Here is a 7546-nt window from a genome sequence, read left to right as displayed (position 1 = left end):
TGTCGCTGAACAACAAAGATTGAAACTTTTCTGTTACGCGGGGCAGATTGCTACGTGACACTATAGCAAAGAACTGACAATAAAGATCAAAACTCAATTTCACTCAATAGGCCAACTCAAAGCAAGAAGTAACAATAAAGTTCGAAACTTTTCGACGCTTTTTGTCATAGTTTGTCTTTTGCTGTAGCAAGCTTTTGCCCCTTTATTGGTTAGATCAAATACTCCAACTAATAAATCAACACCCATCGTTGATAAATACACAACTGCATACCCATGCAATCTCACACTTCCACTCTCCAACTAAAATTAATAAGGCCACTTCTAAAGTTAGATTGGAGGTCAATTATGTGGACAAAGAAAAGTCATTTAACAGGGCAGAAAAAGCCATTTAAGCTAGAAGATATCTGGCGTATTCGAACTCGACTAGAAATTGAGGGCAACATCAAAGAGCTGGCGTTACTGAATATCGCCATCGATTGTAAATTACGGTCATGTGATCTGTTGAGAATGAAAGTTCGAGATATTTCTTCAGGTGGTGTCATTCAGAACAGAGTTCTTTACCAACAAAGTAAAACGGAACGTGAGGTTCAATTCGAAATAACTTCGCGTACTGCGCAATCATTAACACAATGGTTGATGCAAAGTGGTTTATCTGCGTCTGATTATATCTTCCCTAGCCCTCGTAAGGAGGGTAAGCCTATGAGCTATAGCTGCTATTCAACCATCATTCACCGCTGGGCGTCTCAACTCGGTTATGATCCTAATCTATATGGAACTCATTCAATGCGAAGAACTAAGGCGACTTTAATCTATGCTCGAACAAAAAACATTCGTGCCGTTCAGTTACTGCTTGGACACGCTAAGTTAGACAATACAATTCGTTATCTGGGCGTCGAAATGGAAGATGCGCTTAATATATCTGAGGATATCGAAATTTAACATAAGTGACTAGTTCAAAAGATAAAGCGTTCCAGACGCTATGTTTTTGAGCGGAAAGACTTTGATGGTTTTGCTAGCTACGATCAAATTGGTCGAGCGCTTAGGTATTTGGTCAAACAAGGTGAGCTAATAAAGCTTGGCTATGGCTTGTATACCAAGGCAAGGATTAACAGCTTAACAGGCAGACCCATGCCTACTAACCCAGGGGGAAGCGATGCCCTGATGCGTGAGATATTAAAGATGAAAGGGGTCGATTTTGAGATGGACAACCTATCTCTGCAAAGCCTCTCAGGTGAAAGCACTCAAATACCATCATCCGTTCATTATTCATGGAATCCTAAGCAGTTTAATCGCAAGCTGGTAGTCGGCAATCGAGTACTGGGGACGTCTCAGAAAACGGAAAATAAAGCACGTTAAGCCCATTGCAGACTCTAGATATTGACGAGTACGTCGGGTTTTCTCTTGTTTGAGTTGCCTCTTGTGGTAAGATAGTAATCAATTACTATCTTACAAGGAGTGCTCGTGGACACCCATCCAAAGCATCTGCCGGCCGATGAACGTCGTGCCGTAACTGTCGAGTCCGTCGTGGCGCTTGCCGGTTCACAAAACCCAAGCGAGATAACCACTGCGGCTATCGCTAAACACATGAACTTGACCCAGGGTGCGCTGTTTCGGCACTTCCCGAACAAGGAAGCCATTTGGCAGGCGGTCATGGAGTGGGTAGCAGAGCGCCTATTAGCCAGAATCGATCGATCCGCACAAGGAATCGAGTCGCCCTTGGCAGCCATGGAGGCGATGTTCATGAGTCACATCGAATTCGTAGCTGAGCACCCAGGCGTGCCAAGAATGATGTTTGGTGAGCTTCAGCGTGCCGAATCGACACCGGCCAAGCGCATGGTGCAAACCTTGATTCAGCGCTACGGCGAACGTTTGCATCGTCTCATCGAGAAAGGCAAGGCCAGCGGCGAGTTGTCTCCCTCGCTTGACAACGAGGCGGCGGCAACGCTGTTCATTGGCACGATCCAGGGCTTGGTCATGCAATCGCTGTTGGCGGGTGATGTGGGACGTATGCACCGCGATGCGCCGCGCGTCTTTGCAATTTATCGGCGTGGCATAAGGAGTGCGCAATGAAAAAGTTACCCTTGCAAGGCCGCACCCTGGCACTGCTTGCCGTCATCATTCCTTTGCTGGTGCTTTTTATTTATGTCGGTCTGCGATCAGGGCCGCTCGCCCCGGTCGCTGTGACGGTGGCAAGCGTGGAATCACGGGCTATCACACCGGCGCTGTTCGGCATCGGCACGGTGGAGGCGCGCTACACCTACAAGATCGGGCCGACGTTTGCCGGGCGCGTCAAACGCCTGGAGGTGCATGTAGGCGACCAGGTCAAGGCCGGACAGGTGCTCGGCGAAATGGAGCCGGTCGACCTTGATGATCGGGTGCGCTCACAGGAGTCTGTATTCAAGCGGGCGGAAGCGGCTTTGCGCGAGGCAGAAGCCCGGCAAGCCTACGCGCAAACCCAGGCGCGCCGCTATGAGCAATTGTTTGCGGTGCGCTCGACCAGCGAGGAAATCGTCACCACCAAGCGGCAGGAACTGCAGATCGCCGATGCCGCCCTATCCGCCGCTCGGGAAGATATTGCCCGGGCACGCTCCGACCACGAAGCACTCGTCGCGCAGCGGAGCAATCTGCGCCTGATCGCGCCGGTCGACGGTGTAGTCGCCGTGCGCGATGCCAATCCCGGCACGACCATCGTCGCGGGCCAGGCCGTGGTGGAAGTGATCGACCCCAAGAGTTTGTGGATCAATGTGCGCTTCGACCAGATCAGCGCATCGGGGCTGGCTGGGGGGCTGCCGGCTCATATCGTCCTGCGTTCGCGTGGTGGCCAGACCTTGAAAGGTCGCGTGCTGCGGGTGGAACCCAAGGCCGACGCGGTAACCGAGGAAACGCTTGCCAAGGTGACATTCGATAACAAACCAGAACCTTTGCCACCAGTGGGTGAACTGGCCGAAGTCACGGTTGACTTGCCGGCGCTCCCGGCCGCTCCACTGATCCCCAACGCTGCCGTCCAGCGTGATGGCGATAAAGTTGGTGTCTGGCAAATCGTGGATGGTGATCTGCATTTCTCCCCGGTCAAGCTCGGCACTTCCGACCTCAATGGTTACGTGCAGGTGCGCGAAGGGCTCAAGAATGGGGACCAGGTTGTGACCTATAGCGAAAAGGCACTGACGGCGCGCAGCCGCATCTATGTGGTCGAGCATATCCCGGGAGTTTCACGATGATCAGCCTGGCCGGCCGCGACATTCTCCATGCCTGGGGGAAATTCGTCTTCACCGGCATCGGTCTGGGTCTGCTGATCGGCGTCACCCTAGTCATGGCTGGGGTGTACCGAGGCATGGTGGACGACGGCAAGGCGTTGCTCGACAACAGTGGCGCTGACCTTTGGGTGGTGCAAAAGGATACTCTGGGTCCTTATGCGGAGTCGTCCAGCCTCAACGATGACGTGTATCGCGCCATTCTCGCCATGCCGGGAGTCTCACAGGCAGCGAACGCGACCTACCTGACCATGCAGGTACGCAAGGGCGAGAGTGATGTACGCACCATGGTGGTCGGCATCGCGCCCGGTGCGTTGGGGGCTACACCCGGATGGCCTCCTTATCTCGTCGGTGGACGCCAGATCACGCGCGGTCACTACGAGGCTGTGGCCGACATCGCCACCGGCTTCAAACTGGGAGATCGTCTTGCCATTCGCCGCAATCATTACACCGTCGTGGGGCTGACACGGCGCATGGTGTCGTCCAGCGGCGACCCGATGGTATTCATTCCGCTCAAAGATGCCCAGGAGGCCCAGTTCCTCAAGGACAACGATGCCATCTGGCAAAGCCGGCGTCGCACCGAAGCCAACCCGGTCTTCAATCGACCCGGTGATCCAGGTTTGCTGGATGCCGTGATTGCTTCACAGAGCAGCAACGCGTTCGTCAATACCGTGCTGGTCACTCTGAAACCTGGTCATGCGCCGGACGAGGTTGCCGAATCCATCCAGCGCTGGAAGCGTTTGACGGTCTACACCCGGGCACAGATGGAAGACATCCTCGTCGGCAAGCTGATCGCCACCTCGGCCAAGCAGATCGGCATGTTCCTTGTGATTCTGGCCATCGTTAGCGCGGCCATCGTTGCCTTCATCATCTATTCGCTGACGATGGACAAAATCCGTGAGATCGCGGTGTTGAAGCTCATCGGCACACGCAACCGAACCATCGCCGCGATGATCATGCAGCAGGCGCTGGCCCTGGGCGTGATTGGCTTCGTGGTCGGCAAGATCACAGCCACCTTTTCAGCACCGGCTTTTCCAAAATATGTCCTGCTCACGCCAATGGATTCTGTCGCCGGTTTTTTTGCTGTGCTCGTGATCTGCGTTCTAGCTAGCCTCGTCGCCATTAGCATGGCACTCAAGGTCGATCCGGCCGAAGCCATTGGAGGTTGAGATGAGTGGCAAAGGGATACACATCGAAAGTTTAAGCAAGCGGTATGGCGATGGTGACACCGCTGTCTTTGCCTTGAGAGACGTGAATATGCATGTTGCGCCTGGTGAAGTGGTGGGACTGATCGGCCCTTCCGGGTCCGGCAAGAGCACGCTGCTCAAGTGTCTGGGTGCGGTGATCGAACCGACCGCCGGTCGGATGACGCTGGGCGATGAAGTGATCTACGCCGATGGCTGGAAAGTCCGCGACCTGCGCGCCTTACGGCGTGACAAGATCGGTTTCGTTTTCCAGGCGCCGTACCTGATTCCGTTTCTCGATGTCACCGACAACGTGGCGCTGCTGCCGATGCTTGCAGGCGTCGCGAATGGAGAGTCGCGCGCGAAGGCACTGGAATTGCTCACAGCGCTTGATGTGCAACACCGAGCTCGCGCAATGCCCTCGCAACTCTCCGGTGGCGAGCAGCAACGGGTCGCCATCGCGCGCGGACTGGTCAATCGTCCGCCGGTGATCCTGGCCGATGAACCTACTGCGCCGCTGGATTCCGAGCGCGCCATGGCTGTAATCCGCATCCTCAACGACATGGCCCGGAAGTTAGAGACCGCCATCATCGTCGTCACCCATGACGAAAAGATCATCCCCACATTCAAGCGCATCTACCACATCCGCGACGGCGTGACCCATGAGGAAGCTGGCGAAGGGCGGGAGTTCGAATGAGAGAACGATTGAATTACAGGAGAATTTCATGACCCACCGCAAACACAGCCACGCATTTGGAACTATCACCCTGACCGTTACGGCCTGCCTGCTTTTATGGGGTTTTCAGTTGCCAGCTTGGGCTGGTGACGCTACCCAGGTTGAGCCACTGGCGCTACGCAAGATCATGCAGGAACTCGGGCGCAACATGTAGGCTATTACCGGTGCGATTTCGCAGGAGGAATGGGTTCAGGTCGTTCAGCTCGCCCCAAAAGTTGCTGCACACCCCGAGCCACCGCTTACTGAAAAAATGCGCATCCTTGCTTACCTCGGCGCTGATGCGACCAAGTTCAGAAACTTTGACGCGCAGACTCACGAGGCGGCGCTGGCCATGAAGCTGGCTGCTGCGAGCAGCGACGGCAAAGCGGTGATCCAATCATTTGGCGGTGCACTGTCTGAAAAAGATCGTAAAACAGCCATGGTAACCACAGGCCGCCGCTTAGCGGAGCAAATCGGCAAAGGCAACGAGCGCATCATCTTCTCCATCATCAACAAGTTTGGCACCGAGATTGAACTGCCAGAGTGTTATAACGACAGCCCTGACATGATTGTCCTAGTTGATGAAGGCCACCGCAGCCAAAACGGTGAAAACAACATTCGAATGCAACAGGCGCTGCCAAAAGCCGCTTACATTGGCTTTACGGGGACACCACTGCTGCAAGATGACAAGACCGAAAACAAATTCGGTAAAATCATTCACTCGTACACCATGCAACAGGCGGTGGAAGATAAAACCGTTACCCCCTTACTATATGAAGAGCGTGTTCCCGAGTTAAGCACCAACGACAAAGCGCTTGATGCTTGGTTCGACCGCATCACCGATAAGCTGACCGAAAAACAACGTACCGATTTGAAGAAGAAGTTCGCTCAGAAAGGTCAAATCTATCAAACCGAGGGTCGTATTGAACTTATCGCTCATGATATTTCTGACCATTTCCAAAACTTCAAACGCCAAGGTTTAAAGGGTCAGCTTGCTTGTGACTCAAAAGCGTCTGCCATCCAATACAAAAAGTGTCTTGACCAAATTGGCAAGGTGACTTCGGTTGTCGCTATGTCACCGCCAGACACCCGTGAAGGACACGATACGGTCGGCTTTGTTTCCTAAATCGATGGAACTAAATCTGTAATCAGTGATCAGATCGGCATCATTCACAGCTCCACTAATCAACCGTGCCAAAGCCTCGCTATAAGACAACCAACTGGAAACAGTACAATCAAGCCTTGATTAACCGTGGCTCATTGACCTTCTGGATTGATGAGGAAGCGATCGCTACTTGGAAAGCGACAACAGAGCCAAGCAAAAAAGGTCGGCCACTTGTGTTTAGTGATTTGGCGATCACTACCGCACTGATGGTTAAGCGTGTTTTTTCTATGCCATTGCGAGCCCTACAAGGCTTTATCAATTCGGTATTTAAACTGGCAAACGTACCATTAGTTTGCCCGCATTATACCTGTATCAGCAAACGCGCTAAGACAGTTAACATCTCCTTTAAAACTAAGACAAGGGGCGCTATTGAGCACTTAGCTATCGATGCCACAGGGCTAAAAGTCTATGGCGAAGGAGAATGGAAAGTGAAGAAGCATGGTACGGATGGCAAACGCCGAGTTTGGCGAAAACTGCATATTGCCGTTGACACTCATACTCACGAGATTATTGCGGCTGAGCTCAGTTTATCGAATGTGACAGATGCTGAAGTGCTGCCAAATTTGCTTAATCAAACCTACCGGAAAATCCATACGATTTCAGGAGATGGTGCCTATGATACGCGAGAATGTCACACGGTTATCCGCCGTAAACGGGCCTTTAGCCTTATTCCTCCACGCGATGGTGCAGCCTATTGGAAACAAGGGCATCCACGCAATTTAGCCGTGAGTTTTCAAAAGCTTTACGGCTCAAATAAAAAGTGGAAGAAACGCTATGGCTACCATCGTCGCTCAATCTCTGAAACCGCCATGCATCGGATAAAGCAGTTGCTCGGCGGCAGCTTGAGCATGAGAAATTACAATGCTCAAGTCGGGGAGGCTTACGCCATGATAAAAGCATTAAACAAACTGACTAAGCTAGGTATGCCTGAAACACAGTATTTTGTCTAATACGTGAACAGCAGGGGGGAGCTTTGTGTGTTGGCGCGATTTAGGAAACAAAGCCGAGTGAAGCAACTACTTGGTGGCAGATTGAGCCTGCGAAATTATAACGGTCAGGTAGGAGAAACTTACGCGATGATAAAGGCGTTGAACAAACTCACTGGGCTAGGCATGCCTGAAACTTACCGTGTAGTTTAATATTCAAACGATTATGAGGAGCTTTGCTCGCTGAATCGATTTAGGAAACAAAGCCTTTTAATATCCATCACTGCAACCTCTCCAAATAAAAG

8 protein-coding genes and 1 pseudogene are annotated in these 7546 nt (G+C 52.3%); all 9 read left to right on the top strand.

From position 1 onward, the window contains the following. Positions 1–345 precede the first annotated feature (345 nt). The 9 genes and pseudogenes from DI392_RS14075 to DI392_RS14035 all read left to right on the top strand — a co-directional run bounded on the left by DI392_RS14075 (position 346) and on the right by DI392_RS14035 (position 7265). Positions 346–939, top strand: coding sequence for a tyrosine-type recombinase/integrase (locus tag DI392_RS14075; protein ID WP_089110957.1), 594 nt, complete (start codon positions 346–348; stop codon positions 937–939). A gap of 21 nt (positions 940–960) precedes the next feature. Then, positions 961–1356 carry a DUF6088 family protein gene (locus DI392_RS14070; protein ID WP_089110956.1) on the top strand — a complete coding sequence of 132 codons (396 nt, stop codon included), beginning with the start codon at positions 961–963 and terminating at the stop codon, positions 1354–1356. Between the two features lie 105 nt (positions 1357–1461). Continuing rightward, positions 1462–2070, top strand: a complete 609-nt coding sequence (locus DI392_RS14065) for a TetR/AcrR family transcriptional regulator (RefSeq protein ID WP_004393990.1) — start codon at positions 1462–1464, stop codon at positions 2068–2070. Next, positions 2067–3218: an efflux RND transporter periplasmic adaptor subunit gene (locus DI392_RS14060; RefSeq protein ID WP_109320335.1), complete on the top strand. Its 1152-nt coding sequence runs from the start codon at positions 2067–2069 to the stop codon at positions 3216–3218. Before DI392_RS14065 ends, DI392_RS14060 begins: the two co-directional genes overlap by 4 nt. Next, a complete protein-coding gene (locus tag DI392_RS14055; RefSeq protein WP_109320334.1) occupies positions 3215–4420 on the top strand; it encodes an ABC transporter permease in 1206 nt (401 codons plus the stop codon). The genes DI392_RS14060 and DI392_RS14055 overlap by 4 nt, the downstream gene beginning before the upstream one ends. Before the next feature lies 1 nt (position 4421). After that, positions 4422–5132, top strand: coding sequence for an ABC transporter ATP-binding protein (locus DI392_RS14050; protein WP_014611607.1), 711 nt, complete (start codon positions 4422–4424; stop codon positions 5130–5132). Positions 5133–5160: 28 nt separating this feature from the next. Beyond that, the gene (locus DI392_RS20040; protein ID WP_226981121.1) at positions 5161–5325 is read left to right on the top strand and encodes a hypothetical protein; all 165 of its coding nucleotides are present in this window, start codon (positions 5161–5163) and stop codon (positions 5323–5325) included. A gap of 228 nt (positions 5326–5553) precedes the next feature. Continuing rightward, a pseudogene (locus DI392_RS14040) lies at positions 5554–6261 on the top strand (DEAD/DEAH box helicase family protein); the annotation flags it as partial. Positions 6262–6341: 80 nt separating this feature from the next. After that, the gene (locus DI392_RS14035; protein ID WP_014611608.1) at positions 6342–7265 is read left to right on the top strand and encodes an IS5-like element ISSpu20 family transposase; all 924 of its coding nucleotides are present in this window, start codon (positions 6342–6344) and stop codon (positions 7263–7265) included. The last annotated feature ends 281 nt before the right edge of the window (positions 7266–7546 follow it).

Source organism: Vibrio albus (assembly GCF_003144035.1).
In the GTDB taxonomy this organism is placed as follows: Bacteria; Pseudomonadota; Gammaproteobacteria; order Enterobacterales; family Vibrionaceae; genus Vibrio; species Vibrio albus.
This window is presented reverse-complemented; position numbering and strand designations above follow the sequence as displayed.

Excerpts from the sequence above, each read along its gene's own strand:
- DI392_RS14060 (WP_109320335.1), top strand. The coding sequence starts at position 2,067 with ATGAAAAAGTTACCCTTGCAAGGCCGCACCCTGGCACTGCTTGCCGTC.
- DI392_RS14050 (WP_014611607.1), top strand. The coding sequence starts at position 4,422 with ATGAGTGGCAAAGGGATACACATCGAAAGTTTAAGCAAGCGGTATGGC.
- DI392_RS20040 (WP_226981121.1), top strand. The coding sequence starts at position 5,161 with ATGACCCACCGCAAACACAGCCACGCATTTGGAACTATCACCCTGACC.
- DI392_RS14055 (WP_109320334.1), top strand. The coding sequence starts at position 3,215 with ATGATCAGCCTGGCCGGCCGCGACATTCTCCATGCCTGGGGGAAATTC.
- DI392_RS14075 (WP_089110957.1), top strand. The coding sequence starts at position 346 with ATGTGGACAAAGAAAAGTCATTTAACAGGGCAGAAAAAGCCATTTAAG.